This window comes from Ancylobacter vacuolatus, assembly GCF_030813595.1.
Classification (GTDB): Bacteria; Pseudomonadota; Alphaproteobacteria; order Rhizobiales; family Xanthobacteraceae; genus Ancylobacter; species Ancylobacter vacuolatus.
Map to the genome: position 1 here is coordinate 820,206 of NZ_JAUSUH010000001.1, position 23,833 is coordinate 844,038.

Here is a 23,833-nt window from a genome sequence, read left to right on the forward strand (position 1 = left end):
ACGGCCAGGCCCCCAATAAGCTGAGAACACCCCCGCGCGGCAGCGCGATAAGAGTCCGAATGTGGTCGTCGCCCGAAGGGCAGCGTTTGCGCGGCAACTATGGCCTAATCGCGACCGTTAAGGCCCGGTCGCGGCCAGCGGATCGCCGCTCGTCCGGCCAACGCTGGCCGGCAGCGCCACAGGGGTACCCTCGACGGGTCCCTGCGCGGCGAAATAGGCCTCGATCGCCACCACCATGGCCTCGGTCACACTAGCCTGCCACGCGGCCGATGTCATGAGTTCGAGGTCCTTGGCGCTGGAAAGATAGCCCAGTTCGAACAGCACGGAGGGCACGTCCGGCGCCTTCAGTACCTTGAATCCCGCCGCTTTGAGCGGCGATTTGTGCATGCGCGCCACGCCGCTGACGCTGCCGGCGAGGCTGCGGGCGAAAAGCGCGGAAAAATTGCGAGTCTCGCGCTGGGCGAGGTCGAACAATATGCCGGCGACATCCGCCGGCTCCTCGGAAAGATCGAGGCCCGCGATCATGTCCGCCTTGTTTTCCGCATCCGCCAGGCGTTGCGATTCGGCGTCGGAGGCACGGTCGGACAGGGTGTAGATCGTCGCCCCGCGCACGTCGCCATCGCGCGAGCCAAGCGAATCGGCGTGCAGCGAGATGAACAGCCTGGCCCCGTTGTCACGGGCGAAGCGGACGCGCTGGCCGAGCGAGATATAGGTGTCCTTGGTGCGCGTCAGCAGCACGCGATAGCGGCCCGTCTGCGCCAGGCGCCGTTCCAGCTGGCGGGCGATGGTAAGCACGAGGTGCTTCTCGGTGACGCTGAATTTGGGGTTCACCGCGCCGGGATCGATGCCGCCATGGCCGGGATCGAGCACGATCACCGGGCGATGGTCGCCGGCGGCGGCGGCCTCGGCCTGCGGCATTTCCGGCTGCTCGGTGGCGCGCAGCGGCGCGGCCACCGCCTGCAGGAAAGTGGCCCGGTCGGTCTTGACGAGATCAATGACGAGCCGTGCCGGCTGGTCGTCCATCGGCTCCAGCACGAAGGCCTTGTCGACCGTCACCGGGTCGGTGACGTCGAGCACGATGCGCGCCTTACCCGGGGCGAACAGGCCGAAGCGATAGGCCGCGACAAGTCCCCGCCCCTCCTGACCGGCCGAGTCCGGCAGCGCGAAAATGACATCGGGGATGTCGACCACGACCCGGTAGGGATCGGCGAGGGTGAAGGCGCCGAGCGGCACCGAACGCGACAGGTCGATCACCAGCCGCGTGCGCTCGCCATCGCCGGCGAGGCGTGCATCGCTAGCCACCACCGGCTCGGCGGCGCCGGCGGCCTGAGAGGTCGCAGGGGACATGGAGAACCACGCCGGCAACAGCGCGAGCGCCGCCGCCAGAAAGATCCTCCGCATTCCCATTCGCCACGCCATGGTTGCTCGCGTCTTCCTCTGCCCCCACTGCCCGCCATGACTGGCGGGGTCTCTCCCTCACCCTTCTAGCGAAATAACAACGAACCGTTAACCGGCCGCTGTGCCCGGCGGCGCTTCGCCCGGCGGCCGTGGCCGGCGAGCAACGGCACGAGGCGCGCCTTGTCCGACGCGATCCTTGCCAAATCGTCACGCATGCCGCTATTAAGAGCAGGCATATGGTTCGCATTCCGGTCGCCCGTCGACGTCCGGCTCTCGCGACCCCTGCGGCGAAGGGCTGTCCAGCAATGGAGGGGCCCGGCACAAGGCGCGAATTCCGTTCAGGACCCGTAGCCGTGCCTTGGCGGTCGTCATGACTGCGCGCCAGGGGGACGCGGCCCGGTTTTGTCATTCACGGACGAGTGGACGTGGTGTCCCCGCGCGGCGCATTTCGTCGTGTCGTCCCCCACGCGCCTTCGCGGCCAGCTGCCTCGAGCCGGATCGCGCGCGGTCGCGGCTTGCCCTGTTCGGTCGTGTAAGGACGGCAACCAACGATGATGCGTCAGCCGGCAAGTGTGGGTTTCGTGCATAGGGCGGTTTTCCGCCGCGCACCTGCCCGCCGGCCCGCGACCTGCGCACCGCGTCGGCGCCCCGCCTGCGAGGCTCCCCGTCCTGACCGCCGCATCCTCTTCACGCTTTCAATTTCCGCTTACTGGCACGGCCTGAGCCGTCCGGCGTCGCTGGCGACGTCGACGCGACCGTTGCCCCATATGAGAGTTCAATGGCCAACAAGATGCTCATCGACGCCACCCATCCCGAGGAGACTCGGGTGGTGGTGGTGCGCGGCAACCGAGTCGAGGAATTCGACTTCGAGGCCGCCAATCGCAAGCCGCTGCGCGGCAACATCTACCTCGCCAAGGTTACGCGGGTAGAACCTTCCCTCCAGGCCGCCTTCGTCGAATATGGCGGCAACCGGCATGGCTTCCTCGCCTTCAGCGAGATCCATCCCGACTATTACCAGATCCCGGTCGCCGACCGGCAGGCGCTCCTCGCCGAGGAAGAACGCCAGCAGCGGCGCGATGCCGAGGCCGAGAACGAGGACAAGCCCAAGAGCCGCCCCCGCCGGGCGCGCGGCGCGGCCAAGTCGGCTGAGGGCGACGAGAGCGTTTCCGAAGACACCGGCGTCGAAACCGCAGGCGAGAGCGAGGGCGACGCCGTCCCGGCCCGCCGCTCGCGCCGCCGCCGCTCCTCCTCCGATGACGAGGCCGGCGGCGAAGGCGGCGGCGAGATCGAGGAGATCGCCGACGAGGAAGAGATCGTCGACGAGGTCGGCTCCGACGACGCCATGGAAGAAATGCCCGAGCGTGCGCCCCCGCGCGGCCGGGCCCGCACCTACAAGATCCAGGAAGTCATCAAGCGCCGTCAGGTGATGCTGGTGCAGGTGGTCAAGGAAGAGCGCGGCAACAAGGGCGCGGCGCTCACCACCTACCTCTCGCTCGCCGGCCGCTATTCGGTGCTGATGCCCAATACCGCGCGCGGCGGCGGCATTTCCCGCAAGATCACCTCGGCCGAGGACCGCAAGCGGCTAAAGGAGGTCGCCTCCGACCTCGAAGTTCCGGAGGGCATGGGCGTCATCCTGCGCACCGCCGGCGCCAACCGCACCAAGCCGGAGATCAAGCGCGACTTCGAATATCTCCTGCGCCTGTGGGAGAATGTGCGCGAGCTCACCCTGGGCTCGACCGCGCCCTCGCTGGTCTATGAGGAGGGCTCGCTGATCAAGCGCTCGATCCGCGACCTCTACAACAAGGACATCGACGAGGTTCTGGTCGCCGGCGACGAAGGCTATCGGGAGGCCAAGGACTTCATGCGCATGCTCATGCCGAGCCATGCGAAAAACGTGAAGGTCTACAAGGATTTGCAGCCGGTGTTCACCCGCTTCGGGGTGGAGAGCCAGCTCGACGCGATGTTCCTGCCGCAGGTACAGCTGAAGTCCGGCGGCTATCTCGTCATCAACCCAACCGAGGCGCTGGTCTCGATCGACGTGAACTCCGGGCGTTCGACCCGCGAGCACAATATCGAGGACACCGCGCTTAAGACCAACCTGGAGGCGGCGGAGGAAGTCGCCCGCCAGCTGCGCCTGCGCGACCTTGCCGGCCTCGTCGTGATCGACTTCATCGACATGGACGAGAAGCGCAACAACCGGGCGGTGGAGCGCAAGCTCAAGGACTGCCTGAAGAACGACCGCGCCCGCATCCAGCTCGGCCGCATCTCGCATTTCGGCCTGATGGAAATGAGCCGCCAGCGCATCCGCACCGGCGTGCTGGAATCCTCCACCGAGGTCTGCCCGCATTGCGGCGGCACCGGCCATGTGCGTTCCTCGCCCTCGGTCGCGCTGCAGATGCTGCGCGGTGCCGAGGACATTCTCCAGCGATCCAACACGCATAACCTCGTCATCCGCACCCGCGCCGAAAACGCGCTCTATGTGCTCAACCACAAGCGCGCGCATCTGCACGAGCTGGAAGAGCGCTTCGGCGTGCTGATCACCATCGCGGCCGACCAGACGCTGACCGGGCTCACCCCCTTCGCCATCGACAAGGGCGACGCGGTGCTGAACCCGATCCCCCTGCCGCGCCCGCCCGAGCTGGTGTTCGAGCCGGAGGACGAACTCGACCTCGCCGCCGCCGATGAAGCCGAGGACGAAGCCGAGACGACGACGGCGACCGAAGCGACGGTGGAAGCCGCTGCCGAGCCCGAGGCCGGCGAGAGCCGCGCCACCCCGCCGGCCCCCGCTGCCGGCGACCCGGCCGGCGATGGCGGACGTCGTCGGCGCCGTCGGCGTCGGCGTCGGCGCGGCGGTGGCGCCAATGGCGAGAACGGCGAGAATGGCGAGCGTCATGCCGATGGCGACGCCGGATCGGATGCGTCCGGCGCCGAGTTCGAGGATGACGGCGAAGAGGGCGACGACGAGGAGCGTTCCAGCGAGCGCGCCGAGGCCGCGCCCGAGGTGACGGCTGACGTCACCGCCGAAGCGCCGCTGGCCGACGAACCGGCCGCACAGGCGGTTGCGCTGGCCGAGGAAGCCATCGCCACGCCGGAAGAGACGCCGGCCGAGACCTCTGCCGAAGCTGCGCCCGAAGTGAGCGCGGAAGCCGCGCCCGCCGAAGACGAGAAGCCGCGTCGCGGCCGTCGCGGTGGACGCCGCACCAAAGCGGCGATGGCGGCAGAAGCGGCCGAGGCCGTCGAAGCTCCCAGCGCCGACGCGGCCCCGGCTGAGTCCGCCACCGAAGCTCCGGTCGCCGACGCCCCGGCGGCGGAAGCGGCCGATGCGCCTGAAGCCACCAAGCCGAAGCCCCGCCGCCGTCGCTCGACGGTGCGCGAGAAGGCCCCGGCCGTCGTCGCCGAAAGCGACGGCGTGAGCGATGCCCCCGTGCCGGAAGCCCCGGCCGAGGCCAGCGCGAGCGTGGACGAGCCGGCCGTGGCGCCCCCGACGGAAGAGGCGCTCGCTCCGGAAGCGGCCCCCGCTCCCGCCGAGGCGCCCGCTGCCACCGAGGCGGCGCCCCCGGCCGAGCCGGAACCCGATCGCCCGCGCCGCACCGGCTGGTGGCAGCGCAAGATCTTCGGCGAGTAATCGTCGTCGACCTGCTACCGGCAGGGGCCTCCCCCGCCACCGCTCATGGAAACGGCGCCTCACGGCGCCGTTTTCGTCTTCCGACTGCCTGCAATCTCAGCATTTCCGGCGGGAACCTCCGCCCGCGAGCGGTGTTCTGATCTGCAACATCAGCGATGCGGGGCTCGGAATGATCACCATACAATGCGGGTACCGGATCGAGATCGTCTGCAACCAGCCGACCGCCGGCATTACCCTGCTCGACCCGCACCCGGAACGACAGGTCGACATCCTCGACGTCGCCACGATGAGCGTGACCGCGCTCAACGACGGCAGCCCGGTGACCAGCGAGGAGTATGACGATAGCTTCGGCAATATCTGCCGGCGCCTGGTCATCCCGCCCGGTGGCGCCCGCTTCGAGAGCCGGATCAACGTCGCCGATCCCGGCACGCTCGATGTGTTCGATCCAAACGCCATCGAGCACCCGCCGGCCGAGCTGCCGCCCGAGGTGCTGCAATTCCTGCTGCCGAGCCGCTATTGCGAGGTCGACGAACTCTCGGGCGTGGCGTGGAACCTGTTCGGCAGCTACGCCCCCGGCTGGAACCGGGTGCAGCAGATCTGCAATTTCGTCAACGCGCAGATCCGCTTCGACTATCAATTCGCCCGCAACACTCGCACCGCCGCCCAGGCTTTCAACGAGCGGGTTGGCGTCTGCCGCGACTTCACCCATCTGGCGGTGGCGCTCACCCGCGCGATGAACATCCCGGCCCGCTACTGCAACGGCTTTCTCGGCGATATCGGCGTGCCGCCGGACCCGGCGCCGATGGATTATAATGCGTGGTTCGAGGCCTATATTGGCGGCCACTGGCACACATTCGACGCCCGCCACAACGTGCCGCGCATCGGCCGGGTGCTGGTGGCGCGCGGGCGCGACGCCGCCGACATCCCGATGATCCACACCTTCGGGCCGCATATGCTGCAGCGTTTCGAGGTGATCACCGAGCAGGTGGCGGCGTAACCGGCGCCCCCGTCTCCCGGAAGCTCCCGAGAGACAGGGGCGCGCAGCCTCACGCACGCAGCGCCGCCGCGTGGTCCTGCGCCCACTCACCCACCGAGCGCGGCGCGTGGCCGGTCAGCGTCTGCACCGCGTCGGTGACGCCGGCGGTCCAGCCCTCGCGCACGGGATAGAAGATGGTGGCGAGGAAGCGGGCATACTCCGCGCCGATGCCGACCCCGGTGAGAATGCCGACAAAGGTGTCGTCATCGACCGGGGTGTAGGCGACCGGCTTGCCCATGATGGGGGCGAGAAGCGCCGCCGCCTCGGCATAGCTCAGCGCCGCCGGCCCGGAGAGGTTGAAGGCCTGCCCGTCGAAGGCGTTGGTGGTCAGCGCGGCAGCGGCGCTGGCGGCGATGTCGCGCGCGTCGATGAAGGCGGACTTGCCCTCGCCCGCCGGCACGGCGATGACGCCGGCATGGTCGATGCCCGGCTTCCAGAAGTTCAGGAAATTGTCGATGAACCAGTTCGGCCGCAGGATCACATAGGGCGTGCCGGAGGCGATCAGCGCCAGCTCGACCTGGCGATAGGGGATGGAATCATCGGCATCGACGCCCAGCGCGGTCTGCAGCACAACCTTCACCTTGCGGGCCGCGGCGGCCTCGATCACCGGGATCAGCAATTCCCGGGAGTTCACATAGCCGCCCGGCAGCATCACGAAGACGCGGTCGACACCGTCAAACGCCGTCGCGAAATCCGGCGCGGCGAAATCAAAGGCGACACCCTCGGCGCCCTCGATCGGCTGGCCGCCGCGCGAGGCGGCCTTCACATTCTCGCCCCGGGCGAGCAGCGCCTTCACCAGCGGCTGACCGACATGCCCACTCGCGCCGAGCACCAGAATCTTGTTTGCCATTGTCGCTCTCCTTAGTATCCATTGGAAACCATGTTTCGATCGACTACATACTCTCTCCACTGAGAGGCCGGAAGAGAGCACTTGCGGCTCACATGGTGGCGTCGAGGAAACCTACCCGCGGAACACCGCCAGCCGCACGACAGCAAGGGAGCCCGCGATGCGCTATGCCTATGACGTTTATGAGGATCGCTGCCCGACCCGGCTGGTGCTCGACCGGCTGGCCGACAAATGGGCGCTGCTGATCCTCGACCGGCTGGAAGGCGGGCCGGTGCGGTTCAATCACCTGCGCCGCGACATCAAGCTCATCTCGCAGAAGGTTCTGTCACAGACGCTGAAGAAGCTGGAGCGCGACGGGCTGGTGACGCGCACCGTCACCCCCACCGTGCCGGTCACGGTTGAATACGCCCTCACTCCGCTTGGCCGCACGCTGGCGGAAACCGCCGCCGCCCTCACCCATTGGGCCGAGCACAATATGGACGCCATCCTCGCGTCCCAGGCCGCCTATGACGCGGCACGGACGGCGCAGTAAGGGCGCGGGCGCAGCGGTAGGCGCGGGCGGCATTCGGCTGCGGGCTTCGAGGCCGGCCTTCCGGCCGGCACCTCAGCCTGACGGCCGTTGTGAACAGGCGCCTCAGCCGGACGACCGCCGCGTTCTCGCTCCTCCGTCATCCTGAGGTGCGAGCACAGCGAGCCTCGAAGGACGCAGGGCCTCTCCCCAGCGCCCCCCTCAGCCTCGCCCTACCCTCACCCCTTGCGCAGAAAATCGCCGATGCGCTGCACCGCCTCACGCATCTCGTCCGGGGCGCCAGCATAGGACAGACGCAGATAATGGTGGCCGCGATGCGGATCGAAATCGACCCCCGGCGTCGCCGCCACATGCGCCTCGTCGAGCAGCCGGCGGGCGAAGGCGGCGGAATCGTCGGTGAAGCGCGAGACGTCGGCATAGAGATAGAACGCCCCGTCGACTGGCAAGAACTCCGGCAGGCCGACGGCGGGCAGGCCGGTGGTGAGGATCAGCCGGTTCTCCTCATAGCCATGTTTCACCGCCTCCATCTCGCTTGCGCCATCGAACGCCGCCTCGGCGGCGATCTGCGAAAGGGTGGGCACCGAGATCATCAGATTCTGCTGCAGCCGCTCCACCGCGCGCACCAGCGCCTGCGGCATCACCATCCAGCCGACCCGCCAGCCGGTCATGCAGAAATATTTCGAGAAGGAATGGATGATGGTGGCCTGCGGGCTGATCGCCGCCGCCGTGGTGGCGGGGAAGGCATAGTCCAGCCCGTGATAGATCTCGTCGGAGATGAAGCGGATGCCGGCGCCCTCGGCGGTGCGGACCAGTTCGGCCAGCGCCTCGGGGCGCATCATCGTGCCGGTCGGGTTGGCGGGGCTGGCCACCAGCACGCCTTTCAGCGGGGTGCGCCGGTGCGCTTCCAGCAACGCCTCGGGCGTGATGACCCAGCGCGAGGCGGCATCCGTCTCGATCAGCACCGGTTCGCAGCCCAGCGCCGTGAGAATGTGGCGATAGGGGGGATAGCCGGGATTGGCGATCGCCACCCGGTCCCCCGGCTCGAACTGGGCGAGGAAGGTGAGCAGGAAGCCGGAGGAGGAACCCGTCGTCACCACCACCCGCGCCGGGTCGACCCCCACCCCATAGGTCTCGCCATAATGGCGGGCGATGCGCGCGCGCAGCGAGGGAATGCCGAGCGCGGTGGTGTAGCCGATGCGGCCATGGTCGAGCGCGCGCCGCGCCGCCTCGCGGGCGGTGGAGGGCGCGGGCGCCGCCGGCTGGCCGACCTCCATATGGATGACATGGCCGCCCGCCGCCTCGATGCGCGCCGCCCGCTCCATCACGTCCATGACGATGAAGGGCGCGATCTCGCTGCGGCGGGAGGCGCCGGCCAGATTTCCGCCAACCAGACTTGCGGCGGCCTCAAGGCGGGAAGAGGAAGGTGTTGCGCTCATATGTACGAACCTTGCCGAACCTGCCGTATCGCCGCCGCATTTTCCGGGCCGTTTCGGCGGATGTTCAATAGAAGATGATGAGGCCGAGGCTTGACCCTGCCGTCCCGACAGCGTCAGTTCGCCGCGAACCCACCGTGTCGATGGATGATGCCTTCCCTGCTGCTTTACAAGCCCTCCCCTGCGCGACGCCCGTTCGCGAGCCTCGACGCGCCACGCCCGGGCACTGGTTCACGCCGCCGTGCCCGCGTGATCGCACGCCTTGGCGCCGGGCTGGCGCGGGGCGCCACGCTGCTGGCCGCCGCCGCGCTTCTCGCCCCAGCCGGGCCGGCGCAGGCCCAGAGCCGCCAGCCGGGCATCATCCGCGACGCCGAGATCGAAACGTTGATGCGCGACTATACGCGCCCGATCTTCAAGGCCGCCGGCCTGCAGCAGCAGAACATCCAGGTGGTGCTGGTCGGCAGCGACAGTTTCAACGCCTTCGTCGCCGACGGACGGCGCATCTTCATCAATACCGGGGCGCTCAAGCAGGCGAAGGTGCCGAACGAGATCATCGGCGTGCTGGCGCACGAGACCGGCCATATCGCCGGCGGCCACCTCGCCAATATGCGCCAGCAGCTGGAGACGGCACAGACCGCCTCCATCGTCGCCATGCTGCTGGCCGCCGGCGGTGTCGCGGCCGGCGCGGCGAGCGGCGCCAATATGGGCGGGGCGGCGGCCGGCGCTGTCATGGCGCCGCAGGAAGTCATCCGCCGCACCCTGCTGTCCTACCAGCGCGGGCAGGAAGCGTCCGCCGACCAGGCGGCGGTGAAGTATCTCACCGCCACCAAGCAGTCCGCCAAAGGCATGCTGACCACGTTCGAGCGCTTCCAGAACGACCAGATGTTCCTCAGCCAGCGCATCGACCCCTATGTGCTCAGCCACCCGATGGCGACCGAGCGCATTGCGCTGCTGACGGAAATGGCGAAGAAGAGCCCCTATTACGACGCCAAGGATTCGCCCGCCCTGCAGGCGCGGCACGACATGATGCGGGCCAAGCTGGTCGGCTTCACCCAGCCGCCGGACACGGTGAGCCGCACCTATCCGCGCTCGGACAATTCGATGCCGGCGCGCTACGCACGGGCGATTTCCGGCTACCGCTTCGGCAGCATCCCCGACGCGCTGAACCAGATCGATTCGCTGATCGCCGAGGAGCCGAACAACCCCTATTTCTACGAGCTGAAGGGCCAGGCGCTGCTGGAGGCCGGGCGGGCGCGAGAGGCGGTGCCGCCGCTGCGCCGCGCGGTGGCGCTGTCAGACGGCAACCCGCTCATCCGCATGCTGCTGGGCCAGGCGCTGGTCGCCAACGAGGACAAGGCCTCGATGGACGAAGCGGTGCGCGAGCTCACCTTCAGCCTGCAGCGCGAACCCTCCTCGCCGGCCGGCTGGCGCTATCTCGCCATGGCCTATGGCCGCAAGGGCGACATTCCCAATGCCGATCTCGCCTCGGCGCAGGCCGCCTATATGAGTGGCGATTTCCGCCTCTCGCGCGAACTGGCGACCCGAGCCCGCAACGGCTTCAAGCTCGGCACGCCGGGCTGGCTGAAGGCGGACGACATCGTCAACTACAAGCCGCCGGTCGACCGCAACGCCCGCAGCAAGAAAGCCGGCCCGTAGATGGCCGCGCCCGCCCCCTTCCCCCTGGAGAAACCCATGTCGTCCCTCAGCCTCTTCCGCCGCGCCGGCCGCGCGACCCTCGCGCTCGGCCTGGCCGCCGGCCTGCTGCTCGGCGCGGCCCACACGCCCGCCTCGGCGCTGGACGACGCCCAGCGCAAGGAATTCGAGGGCGTGATCCGCGAGTATCTCGTCAACAATCCCGAGGTGATCCAGGAGGCGATCATGGTGCTGCAGAAGCGCCAGGCCGCCGCCGAGGCCAAGCAGCGCGAATCCGCCGTGGCCGAGCTCAAGCCGCGCATTTACGACACCACGCGCGGCATCGTGGTCGGCAACCCGCAGGGCGACGTCACGCTGGTGGAGTTCTTCGATTACAATTGTGGCTACTGCAAGCGCGCGCTCACCGACCTGACCGAGCTGATCCAAGGCGACCCGAAGCTGAAGGTCATCCTCAAGGAATTCCCGGTGCTCGGGCCGGGCTCGGTGGAAGCGGCGCGGGTCGGCGTCGCGGTGCGGCTGGCGGCGCCAGACAAGTATTTCGCCTTCCACAAGAAGCTGCTCGGCGAGCGCGGGCAGGTCAACAAGGACAAGGCGATCGAGGCCGCGCTGGCCGTCGGCATCGACAAGGCGGCGCTGGAGAAGGCGCTGGAGAACCCCGAGGTGAACGCCACGCTACAGGACGACCTGCAGCTGGCCGAAGCCCTCGGCATCGACGGCACGCCAAGCTATGTGCTGGGTGACCAGGTGGTGGTCGGCGCGGTCGGGCACGACCAGCTCAAGGGCGCCATCGCCTCGGTGCGCAGCTGCGGCAAGACCCAGTGCTGATCGCCCGGCGCTGAGCTGTTCCCGTACGAAGACTCCCCCGCCGGCCCCTGCCGGCCGGGGATAATCCTACGGAAAGCGCGGCGGGGCTTGGCGCGGGGCAAGCCATTGCCTATAACCCCGCGGCCGTCCCGGCATGGGGCCGGCGGCGGCTGGCTGAACGAGGCGCGATGCCCGACACGGTGCATGTTCTCAACGGACCGAACCTCAACCTGCTCGGCACGCGCGAGCCGGAGGTGTACGGCCGTGCGACCCTCGCCGATGTGGAAGCCGCCTGCCGCGCCGCCTGCGAGCGCCACGGGCTGGAACTGGTGTTCCGCCAGAGCAACCATGAGGGCGATCTCGTCACCTTCCTGCAGGAAGCGCGCGGCTCGCGCGGCGTGGTGCTGAACGCGGCCGCCTACACCCATACGTCCGTCGCCCTGGCCGACGCCATCAAGGCGGTCGGCCTCATTGTCGTCGAAGTCCACCTGTCCAACGTCTTCGCGCGCGAAGCCTTCCGCCATCATTCCTATATTTCGCCGGTCGCCCGTGGGGTGATCTGCGGCCTGGGGATCGACGGTTACCGGCTCGCCATCGACGCGCTTGCCACCGCCGGTGGCACGATCAGCTGAGGGAGACGGGCGAGCGACCGTCACGGGATCATGATGAAAACCAACAAGCCGAACATTGACCCCGCGCTGGTGCGCGAGATCGCCAACCTGCTCTCCGAAAGCGACCTCACCGAGATCGAGGTGCAGCAGGAAGATTTGCGCATCCGCGTCGTCCGCGCCCCGCCAACCGTCTACGCCGCCGCCCCGGTGGCGGTTGCGCCGGCTCCGGCGGCCCCCGCCCCCGCGCCGGTGCCCGCCGCCCTGGCCCCGGCGGCCGTGGACGATGTCTCCAAGCATCCCGGCCTCGTGACCTCGCCGATGGTGGGCACGGCCTATCTCGGCCCGGAGCCCGGCGCCAAGTACTTCATCGATGTCGGCTCGGTGGTGAAGGAAGGCCAGACGCTGCTCATCGTCGAGGCGATGAAGACCATGAACGCGATTCCCGCGCCCCGCGCCGGCACCGTGACCCGAATCCTCGTGGAGAATGCGCAGCCGGTCGAATATGGCGAGCCACTCCTGATCATCGAGTGAGGCGCGCCTGATGTTCGGCAAGATCCTGATTGCCAATCGCGGCGAGATCGCGCTACGTGTGCTGCGCGCCTGCAAGGAAATGGGCATCGCCACCGTGGCGGTTCATTCCACCGCCGACGCCAACGCCATGCATGTGAAGCTGGCCGACGAGAGCGTGTGCATCGGCCCGCCGCCCGCCAAGGACAGCTACCTCAATATTCCCGCGCTGCTCGCCGCCTGCGAGATAACAGGCGCCGAGGCGGTGCATCCGGGTTACGGCTTCCTCTCCGAGAATGCGCGCTTCGCCGAGATCCTGATCGATCACGGCGTCGCCTTCATCGGGCCCAAGCCCGAGCATATCCGCGTCATGGGCGACAAGATCGAAGCCAAGCGCACCGCCAAGAAGCTTGGCATTCCGTGCGTGCCGGGTTCCGAGGGCGGCATCACCTCCGATGACGAGGCGATCAAGGTCGCCAGCGAGATCGGCTACCCCGTGCTGATCAAGGCCGCCGCCGGCGGTGGCGGACGTGGCATGAAGGTGGCGCGCTCGGAAGACGAGTTGTCCTCCGCCCTGTCCACCGCCCGTTCGGAAGCGCGGGCCAATTTCGGCGACGACGCGGTCTATATCGAGAAATATCTCGGCACGCCCCGCCATATCGAAATCCAGGTTTTCGGCGACGGCAAGGGCAATGCGGTGCATCTGGGCGAGCGCGACTGCTCGCTGCAGCGCCGGCACCAGAAGGTGCTGGAGGAGGCCCCCTCCCCGACCATCACCGCCGAGCAGCGCGCCCGCATCGGCGAGACCTGCGCCAAGGCGATGCGGGACATGAAGTATCTCGGCGCCGGAACCATCGAGTTCCTGTACGAGAATGGCGAGTTCTATTTCATCGAGATGAACACCCGCATCCAGGTGGAACATCCGGTGACGGAAGCCATCACCGGATTCGACCTGATCCGCGAGCAGATCCGCGTCGCCGCCGGCGAGGCGCTGAGCTTCACCCAGGACGAGGTGGTGCTGAACGGTCATGCCATCGAGTGCCGGGTCAATGCCGAGCACCCGCGCACCTTCCGGCCCTCGCCGGGCAAGATCGGCTACTGGCATGTGCCGGGCGGCCTTGGGGTGCGGATCGATTCGGCGGTCTATCAGGGCTATTCGATCCCGCCCTATTACGACAGCATGATCGGCAAGCTGATCGTCCACGCCGCCACCCGCGAGGAGTGCCTCGCACGCCTGCGCCGGGCGCTGAACGAGTTCGTGGTGGAGGGCATCGAGACCACGCTGCCGCTGTTCCGCGAGCTGGTCGAGAATGACGACATCAAGCGCGGCGCCTACGACATCCATTGGCTGGAGCACTTCCTCGCCGAGGGCGAGCCGGGCGCCTGAGGCGCCCCTTCCGACAGCATCATGGCCGGGCTTGTCCCGGCCATTTTCATGTCCGCCCCAAGGCCAGCCATGGCTCCCCCCGCCTTCACAGCGCCGCGCATCTCCGTCATGCTGGCTCCATGTCACGCCCGCGCGAACACCAGGTCGAGATCACCCCGGAAGTGCTGCTGAAGGCCTATGCCTGCGGCATCTTCCCCATGGCCGAGAGTGCCGACGACCCCGGCCTCTACTGGATCGAGCCGGAACGGCGCGGCGTCATCCCGCTCGACGGCTTCGCCATTTCCAGCCGCCTCGCCCGCACCATCCGCTCGGACAAGTTCGAGATCCGCATCGACCATGATTTCGAGGCTGTTATCGACGGCTGCGCCGCCCCTGCGGACGGGCGCGGCTCGACCTGGATCAACCGTCGCATCCGCAAGCTCTATTGCGACCTCTATGCGCGCGGCCATTGCCATTCGGTGGAAGCCTGGCAGGACGGGGCGCTGGTCGGCGGGCTTTATGGCGTGCGGCTCGGGCGCGCCTTCTTCGGCGAGAGCATGTTCCACACCGCGCGCGACGCCTCGAAGGTGGCGCTGGTGCATCTGGTGGCGCGGTTGAAGAAGGGCGGCTTCGTGCTGCTCGACACCCAGTTCGTCACCGACCATCTCAAGAGCTTCGGCGCCATCGAGGTACCGAGGCGCCAATATCACCGCCTGCTGGCGCAGGCGCTGGAGGCGGGCGAAGGTGATTTCTACTGCTGGCCGCCGGGCGAGGCGATCACCGGCGCGGTCTGCTTGCAGTCGGTCAGCCACACATCATAGATCGGGTGCTCGACGCCGTGCAGGCCGGGGCTCGATGCGAACATCCAGCCCCCGAACAGCGGCTGCACCTTGCCGTCGAGCCCGATTTCCTGAATTTCGACGAATCCGGTGGTGTTCTGCTGCTCGGTCTCGGGCCGGGTGTAGCAGGCGCGCGGTGTGATGCGCAGCGCGCCGAACTGCACCGTCTCATTGATCGCCACGTCGAAGCTGGTGATGCGGCCGGTGATCTTGTCGAGGCCGGAAAACACCGCCGTGCGGTTCTCCACCTTCTGTTCCGGTGGCTGGATCACCTCGATATCGCCGCTGGGGCCGACGGTGGCCTGGCCCGGCACTTCCGCCGGGGCCTGTGCCGGAGCGCGCGGCGCACCGGCATTGGGGTCTTCCATGATCGAGGGCACGCCCACCCCGCCGGGCGGCGAATCGGGGTCCTGCACCGGCCCGTCCATCACGCCGGGGGGCGGCGCAAGCGGCTGGGATTCGACCCCGCCCTGCCAGCCCTGCTGGGCGGCGAGCGGCGCGGTGGCGGCAAGCCCGGCCAGCATCGTTGCCGCGAGCAGTGCGGAACGCAGAAACGGTCGGAAAGCGGAAATGCCGTGCACCGGAAAGCCTCGCGAAGCGCACCGGCCCTCCGGTGCGCGCAGTCGGCCAAGATGCCGGGCAATGCGGCGATGTCGGGGCGGGCGCGAAAATGCCGCGCGCGGCCCCGCCTGCCCCGCCGGCGCGGCGAGCCTCACTCGGGCGTCCAAGCCTTGTAGTCGCCCGTCACTTCGGGGCGATGGCCGAAGCCGATGGCCGAGCCGGGCGGGTGATAGGCGTTGACCGTGCCGGTCGGGTTCGGCCGGTGCGGCTTTTCCCATTCGTGCGGCACATAGGTTTCCTGGCTCGGCGGCACGTCGGAGCGCTGGTGCATCCAGGCGTGCCAGCCCGGCGGAATGGCGGTGGCCTCGGCAACGCCGTTATAGATCACCCAGCGCCGCTCGAAGCCGAGCGCGGGGTCGATCTTGCCGCCCTTGGTGCGGAAGTAGCGGTTGCCGAAATCGTCCGTGCCGACGAACTCCCCATACCGCCATGTGTGGAAGCGCGTGCCCATGGTCTGGGCGTTCCACCAGGTGAAGGTCTCGGTGATGAAGTCGGAAAGCTTCACGAAAATCGTCCCTGCGCCGGCCGTAAATCTCGCGCGGAACATGCCATCCGTACCGCCCGAAGTCCAGCCGCGCACGCGCCGGCGTGACGCTTAACCACGCTGGCGGAACTCGGTGGCGTAATAGGCCAGTGCCAGAATCAGCACCGCGCTGCCCGCCGCCGTCACCGCGCTCCAGCCGCCCAGCGCATAAACCGGGCTGGCCAGCGCCGAACCCAGAGCCCCGCCGAAGAAGAAGGTGGCGATATAGAGCGCGTTGAGCCGTGAGCGGATTTCCGGCGCCAGCATGAAGATGGCGCGCTGGCCGAACACCAGATTGGCCGTCGCCGCGCAGTCGAGCACGATGGCGCCAAGCGCCAGCACCACCACCGAGGAGATCGTGACGCCAAGTTCGGTGATGAGCAGGCCGGCGATCGCCAGCAGCAGCGCCGCCCCCGTCGCCACCTTGGAGAATCCCCGGTCAGCCAGCCAGCCCGCAAACGGCGAGACCGCGACGCTGGCGGCGCCGGCCAGCGCGAACAGCGCGATGCCCTGCTGGCCAAGACCGAATTCGGGGGCCGAGAGCGCCAGTGGCGCCGCGGTCCAGAACAGGGTGAAGACGCCGAACATCGCCGCCTGATAGGCCGCGCGCCGGCGCAGCACCGGCTGGGAACGCAGCAGTGGCCACAGCGAGCCGACGAGGCGTCGATAGCTGGAACGACCGCCGGGTCGGCGCGGCGGCAGGGCGAGCCGCAGTCCCACCGCCAGCGCCAGCATCGCCAGCGCGGCAATGAGGAACACCGCCCGCCAGCCGAACCAGTGCGCCAGCAGGGAGGAGACCGGGCGCGCCAGCAATATGCCGGTCATCAGCCCGCTGACCACGCTGCCGACCTTGCGCCCCCGCTCTTCCGGACGGGCGAGATGGGCAGCGAAGGGCACCGCCACCTGCGCCACCACCGAGCCGATGCCGAACACCAGCGCCGCCAGGAGGAACAGCGCCGGGGCGGTGGAAACGAAGGCAAGGCCGAGCCCCGCCGCAGCGCAGAGTAGGATCCCGCCGATCAGCCGGCGGTTCTCGACGATGTCACCGAGAGGCACCAGCAGCAGCAAACCGACGATGTAGCCCAGTTGCCCCACCGTGACGACGAGGCTCGCCAGCGTCTCGTCAAGCCCGATATCGTCCGCGATCAGCGCGATCAGCGGCTGGGCGTAATAGAGATTGGCCGCGCCGAGCCCGGCCGCCAGCGCGAGCAGGAAAAAGGTCAGGGCGCCGGCGGCGGGGGGCGCGTCGGGGGCGGAGGTCATGGAACGGCCATGTTGGACGGCGGGGTTGCTGCCATTTGAGCCCCCTCGCCGCCGCTGTCCAGATGCCGATGGGTCAGGGCGGCCACGCCGTATCGCAAGGGCAATAATGCGAAAGTGCACGCGGCCCCCTTGGGTGCGCACCTTGGATGGGCGCCGGCAGGTTCGCGCTGTCGCTGGCGGATTCAGGTCGTGCGCCGGGCCGCGTTGGGCGCCGCGTCGCCCTCCACGGGCGGGAGCGGTGGTCCCTCGCCTTCGATCACTTCAGCCGGGGATGGGACATCAGCGCCGATGATGTCCGAGACGTCGATGTTCCTTATATGCGGGGCGCGCCAGATGCCGCGCGTCTCGCGCCCTTTGCCGGCCTCCTCTTCGGCAGGGGTGGCGGCAGGACGTGCGTCATCCGCAGCGGAATCAGGCGTGCCTGCTTTCGGCGGAGGCGACATGGGCGCATCTTCCAAGCGTTTCCACGGTAACATAGTAGCACAACGGAACGGCGGCGCCACTGCTATACCGCTCGGCAACCGCGCGCGACCGGAACATCGCGCAGGATGTTGTCGGACGACGGCGCCGGCCGATGGCGAAAGCGCAAACGTCGCGCCATGCCCGTCATCCCCGCTGTCCACTGCCCTCGCGGAAAGACTCGATTGGCACTGGACTCAGGGGCCGAATCCCCCACGGATTGGCGTTCGGCCCTGGCGGCCGCACTGTTGCATCACCATCTACATTTAGAGTTTTTTCACATACTCCACACTAGAGTTTGTGACATCAGGTTGACGCGTAACAGGGAGTCGGCCAGTTTGGCGCCGTCGCCCGCAGCGTAGGTTTTGCGGGCCGGCATCATCCATATTGAAGCGGGCTCCTGCGCCGGTATCGAATGCCGGCGGGGCGTTTGTGCGTTCCACGTGCGTACCAACAATACACCGGAACGGTGCGGCCCTTCTGCCGTTCGATTCCGGGATGACAGGTATGCGGACGCAGGTCCGAGGCTTTGAAGATCGACACGCGGGCCGCGGACAGGTCCGCCCGAACCGGGGACGAACCAGAATGCGCATCCAGCGCCGTTACACGCAGGCCGGCCGTTCACCCTATGCGGACATCGCGTTCCGCAAGGCGACAAGTGAGATTCGCAATCCCGACGGATCGGTGGTGTTCCGTCTCGAAGCCATCGACGTGCCCGAGCATTTCTCGCAGGTCGCCACCGACATCATCGCGCAGAAGTATTTCCGCAAGGCGGGCGTGCCGGCGCGGTTGAAGAAGGCCGAGGAAGAGACCGTCCCGTCCTTCCTCTGGCGTGGTGTCGCCGACGAGAAGGCGCTCGGTGCCCTGCCCGAGAAGGACCGCTTCATCGGCGAGACCGATTCCCGCCAGGTCTTCGATCGTCTGGCCGGCACCTGGACCTATTGGGGCTGGAAGGGCGGCTATTTCGATTCGGAGGAGGACGCGCAGGCCTTCTTCGACGAGCACCGCTATATGCTGGCGATGCAGATGGCGGCGCCCAACTCGCCGCAATGGTTCAACACCGGCCTGCACTGGGCCTACGGCATTGACGGTCCCAGCCAGGGCCATTTCTATGTCGACCATGTCACCGGCCAGCTCACCCGCTCGGCTACCTCCTATGAGCACCCGCAGCCGCATGCCTGCTTCATCCAGTCCGTCTCCGACGATCTGGTGAACGATGGCGGCATCATGGATCTGTGGGTGCGCGAGGCGCGCCTGTTCAAATATGGCTCGGGCACCGGCTCCAACTTCTCCGCCCTGCGCGGCGAGGGCGAGAAGCTCTCGGGCGGCGGCCGCTCCTCCGGCCTGATGAGCTTCCTCAAGATCGGCGACCGCGCGGCCGGCGCCATCAAGTCGGGTGGCACCACCCGGCGCGCCGCCAAAATGGTGGTGGTCGATGTCGATCACCCCGACATTGAGACCTATGTCGACTGGAAGGTGAAGGAGGAGCAGAAGGTCGCCGCTCTCGTCACCGGCTCCAAGACCGTCGCCAAGCACATGAAGGCCGTGATGAAGGCCTGCGTGAACTGCGAGGGTGAAGGCGACGATTGCTACGACCCGGAGAAGAACCCCGCCCTGAAGCGCGAGATCCGCGCCGCCAAGAAGGCGCAGGTGCCGGAGAACTATATCCGTCGCGTCGTGCAGTTCGCCAAGCAGGGCTACACCGACATCGAATTCCCGATCTACGACACCGATTGGGATTCCGAGGCCTATCTCACCGTCTCCGGCCAGAACTCGAACAATTCGGTGCGCGTCGACGACGCCTTCCTGAACGCGGTCGAGGCCGATGCCGACTGGAACCTCACCTCGCGCATCACCGGCAAGGTCACGAAGACGCTGAAGGCGCAGGACCTGTGGGAGAAGATCGGCCACGCCGCCTGGGCCTGCGCCGATCCCGGCATCCAGTTCCACACCACGATCAATGACTGGCACACCAGCCCGGCCGGCGGCCCGATCCGCGCCTCCAATCCGTGCTCGGAGTACATGTTCCTCGACGACACGGCGTGCAATCTCGCCTCGCTGAACCTGCTGCAGTTCCGTAACGCGGACGGCACGTTCGATGTCGAGAGCTATGAGCATGCCTGCCGGCTGTGGACCGTGGTGCTCGAAATCTCGATCCTGATGGCGCAGTTCCCCTCGAAGGAGATCGCCCAGCTCTCCTACGACTACCGCACCCTGGGCCTGGGCTACGCCAATATTGGCGGCCTGCTGATGACCTCCGGCATCCCCTATGATTCGGACGCCGGCCGCGCCTATTGCGGCGCCCTCACCGCCATCATGACCGGCGTCGCCTATGCCACATCGGCCGAGATGGCCAAGCAGCTTGGCCCGTTCCCGGAATATCAGCCCAACGCCGCCCACATGCTGCGGGTGATCCGCAACCATCGCCGCGCCGCCTATGGCGAGCGCGAGGGCTATGAGGGGCTGAGCACCAACCCGGTGCCGCTCGACCATGCCAAGGTGCCCGAGGCGCTGCTCGTCGAGCGCGCCAAGGCGACCTGGGACCTCGCCCTCTCGCTCGGCGAGGCGCATGGCTACCGCAATGCCCAGACCACGCTGCTCGCGCCCACCGGCACGATCGGCCTGGTCATGGATTGCGACACGACCGGCATCGAGCCCGACTTCGCGCTGGTGAAGTTCAAGAAGCTGGCCGGCGGCGGCTATTTCAAGATCATCAACCGCGCCGTGCCGGAGGCGCTGCGCACGCTCGGCTATTCCGAGAGCCAGCTCGCCGAGATCGAGGCCTATGCGGTCGGCCACGGCTCCATCACCCAGGCGCCGGCGATCAACCATTCGACGCTGCGCACCAAGGGCTTCGACGACGCCATGCTGTCGAAGATCGACGGCAGCGTGAAGGCGGCCTTCGACATCAAGTTCGTGTTCAACCGCTGGACGCTGGGCGACGAGGCGCTGGCCAAGCTCGGCGTGCCGGCCGACAAGCTGGCCGATCCGTCCTTCGAGCTGCTGCCCTTCCTCGGCTTCTCCAAGAAGGACATCGAGGCCGCGAACATCCATGTCTGCGGCGCGATGACCCTTGAGGGCGCGCCCTTCCTCAAGCCCGAGCACTATCCGGTGTTCGACTGCGCCAATCCGTGCGGGCGCATCGGCAAGCGTTATCTTTCCGTGGTCAGCCACATTCTGATGATGGCGGCGGCGCAGCCCTTCCTCTCGGGCGCGATCTCCAAGACCATCAACATGCCGAACGAGGCGACGGTTGAGGACTGCAAGGAGGCCTATCTGCTCTCCTGGCGCCTGGCGCTGAAGGCCAACGCGCTCTACCGCGACGGCTCCAAGCTCTCCCAGCCGCTGAACTCGCAGCTCATCTCCGACGAGGATGACGAGGAAGACGCGGTCGAGGCGCTGCTGGAGAAGCCCGCCGCCGCCCGCGCCACCCAGATCACCGAGAAGGTGGTGGAGAAGATCGTCGAGCGCGTCATCGCCATGCGCGACCGCGAGAAGATGCCGGACCGCCGCAAGGGCTACACCCAGAAGGCTGTGGTCGGCGGGCACAAGGTCTATCTGCGCACCGGCGAATATGATGATGGCCGCCTCGGCGAGATCTTCATCGACATGCACAAGGAAGGCGCGGCGCTGCGCTCGTTCATCAACAATTTCGCCATCTCGGTGTCGCTGGGCCTGCAATACGGCGTGCCGCTGGAGGAATATGTCGACGCCTTCACCTTCACCCGCTTCGAGCCCGCCGGCCCGGTGCAGGGCAATGAGGTGATCAAATACGCCACCTCGATCCTCGACTACATCTTCCGCGAGCTCGCCGTGTCCTATCTCGGCCGCCACGAGCTCGGCCATGTCGAGCCGGGCGAGTCGAATTTCGACGCGCTGGGCAAGGGCGTGGACGAGGGCAAGGCTTCGGCGACCTCGGCTGCCTCGCGCATGGTCTCCAAGGGGCTGATGCGCGGCAAGAATGTGAGCCTGATGGTGGTGCCGGCCGGCACCCCCACCGCGCCCACCAGCGCGGCCGCGTCCAATGTCACCGCGCTGCGCGGCGGCATCCAGGGCGCCACCGCGCTCAAGGCCGAGCCGCTGGACGAGGACGAGCCGGAACTGGGCAACACCGACGCCCTGCCCTGGTCCGCCCCTGCGGCGGCCCCGGCGGCTGCCGGCCCGACCAAGGCGGAAGCCCGCGCCATGGCCCGCGCCAAGGGCTATGAGGGCGAATCCTGCCCCGAGTGCCAGAACTTCACCATGGTGCGCAACGGCACCTGCCTGAAGTGCGAGACCTGCGGCTCGACGACAGGCTGCAGCTGAGAGCCATCCATAATTTGATGCTCTTGACGCGTCACTGAATCTCGCTCAACGGCGCAAAAGTTCGCTCAAACGTCGCTCGAAGTTCGCTCACCCCTCTCTCAGAGGGGTGAGCGTTATTCGAAGAGGGGATTGCCCGAAGTGCGCGATTTGCAGCTTCACGCCTGAGGTGCGCTCCGAAAGAGCTGATGCCCGACCCAATGTTCCGCATTTTGCGGCCAAAGTTTTATTCAACGTTGAAGATTGCTCTCTTAGGTTGTTCCAGGATACTCTAGTGTCGTGTTAGCCAAAGGTTGAGCATTTGACGCCATAGTTTGGCTCAATGGCAGCCAAAGGTTGGCGCGGGGCGGAAAATCAAGGGCTGACGACGCTTCAATGCGTTGCCAGCCCTTATTTTTCCTAAAATGCCAGACATGCGAGACCGATCGCATGGGCGAGGCCGAAGGACGTCGGCTGATCTCCCTTAACAGTCCCTCGAGCCCCCCTCAGAGACGTCCGCTTTGCGCCGCCAATTCGGTCGTTGCCGCGGTAAGGGGCCCTGCCTAGAAGCGGACACCTGCACCGAGCCACCATGTCCAGCGCGCGTGAGATTTGCCGAAGGCGAAGCCGCTTCACTGGGTCCGTTTACTAAGATCTATCCCAATAACGCGCAGCTCGTCGACGCCGGGGTAATTGGGTGACAGTTCGAGCCAACAGTCATGCAGTGCGCGAACGACGCCTTCGAAGTCCACCATCGTGCCGTCGGGAAGCTGCCACCGCTGGCGTTTTTTGCCGCGATTGACGAGCAGGTAGATGCCCCGTGACGATCGGCGATCCCGCAGGTAGTCGCCGGACAGCTGATTTTCGAAGCGCTCGAACAGCTTTGGACCGGTCCATTTGTCCGCGATCTTCAGCTCAGCTGGCACGGGCGAGGCGATGCCCACACCGTGGAAACGAAGGTCGGTACGCTTCTCGTCTGCGAGCTCTTCCTCTTGAGGTATCTGATATCGGCCGGCTGACATTCGCTCCAGCTCGTGAGCGAAATAGTTGCGCATCACTTCTTCCTGGTCGATGTCCAGAAGAACTCCAGCGACGCTGGTGTCGCCATTCTCCATATCGTCCTTGACGTCGAGCAAGTGGTTTACGGCGAGATCGAACAGCTCCCGGTGGTTGCGAGGGGTGCGCTCTTGCTCGTCGTGGAATTCCCGCACCTGCTCGGGCGTCCACGCATCCATGTCGGCGTCTTGCGTGGCGCGTTGCAACGCCCGGTGCGCGATCCATCGGCCGGTATCGGGATCGCTCTCCCCGGCGGCGATGTTCTTCATCGCGATGTAGGCCTCCTTTCCGCTGGTCGAGTTCAGGAGGTTGAAAATGGCATCTCTTGAATTTTGAGCGCGGTCGCGCAGCGTCGGCGAGTAGGCTTCGCCGTTTGCGCGGTCGATGTCTTCGGAGCGGTGGATGTGCTTGTGTAGTAGCCTGTAAAGCTGCTCCAAGAATTGCGGCTCCTTGAACGCCGTTCGTCCCAAGGAGAAGTCGCTACGCCGGTCGCCGAATAGATGCGTCGCATAGCTCATGGCGACATCCACAAACTCCCGGTTTTGGGATAGCCCGTCCAGATAGGTCGAGAACGCCGGAATAGCTTTGGCGGGCTCAATACCCGTCCAAACGGCGTACCATTGGACGGCGTGTTTAGTGTCCGGGTCGGTCGCGCGTGCCTTCGCCAAAGCGAGCACGTCCTCATCGGGCACGCCGGACGCGAGCACGATGTGCAGGAGTTTGGAGAGCGTCTCACCATTCGTCGGCTCACGGCGGCGCAGCAGGTCGAAGATTGCCGGCCCTAGCTCCGTCCAGGCCCATTTGCCCGACCATGCGAGATCGGAAATTATGTAGTGCTGATCCGCCCCCATTCTTTGGACCGCCGGAGGCTAGAGTTTCCGGCCTGTTGATCCGCCCCCATTCTTTGGACCGCCGGAGGCTAGAGTTTCCGGCCTGTTTCACGGCGGTGGGCTGGCGGCACCGCCGGGGTTCTGCAACGTGA

18 protein-coding genes are annotated in these 23,833 nt (G+C 67.1%); 10 read left to right on the forward strand and 8 right to left on the reverse strand.

The annotated features are described in order from the left end of the window. Positions 1 to 117: 117 nt before the first annotated feature. On the reverse strand, positions 118 to 1,401 hold the full coding sequence (locus tag J2S76_RS03930) for an N-acetylmuramoyl-L-alanine amidase (protein ID WP_307057653.1): 1,284 nt from the start codon (positions 1,399 to 1,401) through the stop codon (positions 118 to 120). Between the two features lie 775 nt (positions 1,402 to 2,176). On the opposite strand from J2S76_RS03930, the gene J2S76_RS03935 reads away from it, so the two are divergent. Then, positions 2,177 to 5,023: an Rne/Rng family ribonuclease gene (locus J2S76_RS03935; protein WP_307057655.1), complete on the forward strand. Its 2,847-nt coding sequence runs from the start codon at positions 2,177 to 2,179 to the stop codon at positions 5,021 to 5,023. Positions 5,024 to 5,195: 172 nt separating this feature from the next. Then, a complete protein-coding gene (locus J2S76_RS03940) occupies positions 5,196 to 6,020 on the forward strand; it encodes a transglutaminase-like domain-containing protein (RefSeq protein ID WP_307057752.1) in 825 nt (274 codons plus the stop codon). 49 nt (positions 6,021 to 6,069) lie between these two features. Here J2S76_RS03940 and J2S76_RS03945 read toward each other — a convergent pair whose 3' ends face one another. Beyond that, positions 6,070 to 6,909 carry an NAD(P)H-binding protein gene (locus J2S76_RS03945; RefSeq protein ID WP_307057657.1) on the reverse strand — a complete coding sequence of 280 codons (840 nt, stop codon included), beginning with the start codon at positions 6,907 to 6,909 and terminating at the stop codon, positions 6,070 to 6,072. Between the two features lie 157 nt (positions 6,910 to 7,066). Here J2S76_RS03945 and J2S76_RS03950 point away from each other — a divergent pair, with 157 nt between their 5' ends. After that, positions 7,067 to 7,438: a winged helix-turn-helix transcriptional regulator gene (locus tag J2S76_RS03950; RefSeq protein ID WP_307057659.1), complete on the forward strand. Its 372-nt coding sequence runs from the start codon at positions 7,067 to 7,069 to the stop codon at positions 7,436 to 7,438. A gap of 215 nt (positions 7,439 to 7,653) precedes the next feature. Here J2S76_RS03950 and J2S76_RS03955 read toward each other — a convergent pair whose 3' ends face one another. Then, positions 7,654 to 8,766, reverse strand: coding sequence for a pyridoxal phosphate-dependent aminotransferase (locus J2S76_RS03955; RefSeq protein ID WP_307057754.1), 1,113 nt, complete (start codon positions 8,764 to 8,766; stop codon positions 7,654 to 7,656). 249 nt (positions 8,767 to 9,015) lie between these two features. Between J2S76_RS03955 and J2S76_RS03960 the strand changes: the two genes are divergently transcribed. From J2S76_RS03960 to aat, 6 genes are all read left to right on the forward strand, one after another. Beyond that, positions 9,016 to 10,524, forward strand: a complete 1,509-nt coding sequence (locus tag J2S76_RS03960; RefSeq protein WP_307057661.1) for a M48 family metalloprotease — start codon at positions 9,016 to 9,018, stop codon at positions 10,522 to 10,524. 36 nt (positions 10,525 to 10,560) lie between these two features. Further along, on the forward strand, positions 10,561 to 11,346 hold the full coding sequence (locus tag J2S76_RS03965) for a DsbA family protein (RefSeq protein ID WP_307057664.1): 786 nt from the start codon (positions 10,561 to 10,563) through the stop codon (positions 11,344 to 11,346). Between the two features lie 167 nt (positions 11,347 to 11,513). Next, positions 11,514 to 11,957 (forward strand): type II 3-dehydroquinate dehydratase, encoded by a 444-nt coding sequence (aroQ, locus tag J2S76_RS03970; RefSeq protein WP_307057666.1) that lies wholly within the window; start codon positions 11,514 to 11,516, stop codon positions 11,955 to 11,957. Between the two features lie 33 nt (positions 11,958 to 11,990). Continuing rightward, positions 11,991 to 12,467, forward strand: coding sequence for an acetyl-CoA carboxylase biotin carboxyl carrier protein (gene accB, locus J2S76_RS03975; RefSeq protein ID WP_026221388.1), 477 nt, complete (start codon positions 11,991 to 11,993; stop codon positions 12,465 to 12,467). Between the two features lie 10 nt (positions 12,468 to 12,477). Then, positions 12,478 to 13,830, forward strand: coding sequence for an acetyl-CoA carboxylase biotin carboxylase subunit (accC, locus tag J2S76_RS03980; RefSeq protein WP_307057668.1), 1,353 nt, complete (start codon positions 12,478 to 12,480; stop codon positions 13,828 to 13,830). A 119-nt stretch (positions 13,831 to 13,949) separates the two neighbouring features. Then, positions 13,950 to 14,630 carry a leucyl/phenylalanyl-tRNA--protein transferase gene (gene aat / locus J2S76_RS03985; RefSeq protein WP_307057670.1) on the forward strand — a complete coding sequence of 227 codons (681 nt, stop codon included), beginning with the start codon at positions 13,950 to 13,952 and terminating at the stop codon, positions 14,628 to 14,630. On the opposite strand, the gene J2S76_RS03990 is transcribed toward aat, so the two are convergent. The 4 genes from J2S76_RS03990 to J2S76_RS04005 form a co-directional block, all read right to left on the reverse strand. Then, a complete protein-coding gene (locus tag J2S76_RS03990) occupies positions 14,561 to 15,229 on the reverse strand; it encodes a DUF2155 domain-containing protein (protein ID WP_307057672.1) in 669 nt (222 codons plus the stop codon). The genes aat and J2S76_RS03990 overlap by 70 nt on opposite strands. Before the next feature lie 131 nt (positions 15,230 to 15,360). After that, the gene (locus J2S76_RS03995) at positions 15,361 to 15,774 is read right to left on the reverse strand and encodes an NADH:ubiquinone oxidoreductase subunit NDUFA12 (RefSeq protein ID WP_307057674.1); all 414 of its coding nucleotides are present in this window, start codon (positions 15,772 to 15,774) and stop codon (positions 15,361 to 15,363) included. Positions 15,775 to 15,864: 90 nt separating this feature from the next. After that, positions 15,865 to 17,055 (reverse strand): MFS transporter, encoded by a 1,191-nt coding sequence (locus J2S76_RS04000; protein ID WP_307057676.1) that lies wholly within the window; start codon positions 17,053 to 17,055, stop codon positions 15,865 to 15,867. A 182-nt stretch (positions 17,056 to 17,237) separates the two neighbouring features. Further along, positions 17,238 to 17,498, reverse strand: a complete 261-nt coding sequence (locus J2S76_RS04005) for a hypothetical protein (protein WP_307057678.1) — start codon at positions 17,496 to 17,498, stop codon at positions 17,238 to 17,240. A 601-nt stretch (positions 17,499 to 18,099) separates the two neighbouring features. On the opposite strand from J2S76_RS04005, the gene J2S76_RS04010 reads away from it, so the two are divergent. Next, positions 18,100 to 21,819, forward strand: coding sequence for a vitamin B12-dependent ribonucleotide reductase (locus J2S76_RS04010; RefSeq protein ID WP_307057680.1), 3,720 nt, complete (start codon positions 18,100 to 18,102; stop codon positions 21,817 to 21,819). Between the two features lie 608 nt (positions 21,820 to 22,427). On the opposite strand, the gene J2S76_RS04015 is transcribed toward J2S76_RS04010, so the two are convergent. Then, on the reverse strand, positions 22,428 to 23,702 hold the full coding sequence (locus tag J2S76_RS04015; protein WP_307057682.1) for a hypothetical protein: 1,275 nt from the start codon (positions 23,700 to 23,702) through the stop codon (positions 22,428 to 22,430). Between the last annotated feature and the right edge of the window lie 131 nt (positions 23,703 to 23,833).